1 protein-coding gene is annotated in these 398 nt (G+C 69.6%); it reads right to left on the reverse strand.

Annotated elements, in window-relative coordinates:
* A partial coding sequence (locus tag EHS43_RS45990; RefSeq protein ID WP_148104405.1) for a LacI family DNA-binding transcriptional regulator occupies positions 1-398 on the reverse strand: 398 nt, incomplete at both ends.

Below are 398 nucleotides of genomic sequence, written 5' to 3' on the forward strand. Positions count from 1 at the left end.
AGAAACACCGTAGGAACCCGATGGCGGGCGAGGTACGCGAGGAGTTCGTGCGGGTCTGCCGAGGGGGCGATGATCAGGCCGTCCACCCGCCTCTCGTGCAGCAGTTGGACGACCTTGCGCTCATGGGCCGGATCGTCGTGCGGGTCGGCGATGAGCAGGCTGTAGCCGTGTGCCAGCGCGCCCGCCTCGACGCCCTGGAGGATTTCGGTGAAGTACGGATTGCTGATCGCCGACACCGCGAGCCCGATGGAGCGGGTGCGGGAGGTCACCAGGGAGCGGGCGAGGGTGTTGGGGGTGTAGCCGAGCTCGTCGACGGCGTCCAGCACGGCCTGGCGGGTGTGGGGCAGGACCGGCCGGGTGCCGTTGAGGACGTGCGAGACGGTCGCCACGGACACTCC

This window comes from Streptomyces sp. RP5T, from assembly GCF_003933965.1.
Lineage (GTDB): Bacteria > Actinomycetota > Actinomycetes > Streptomycetales > Streptomycetaceae > Streptomyces.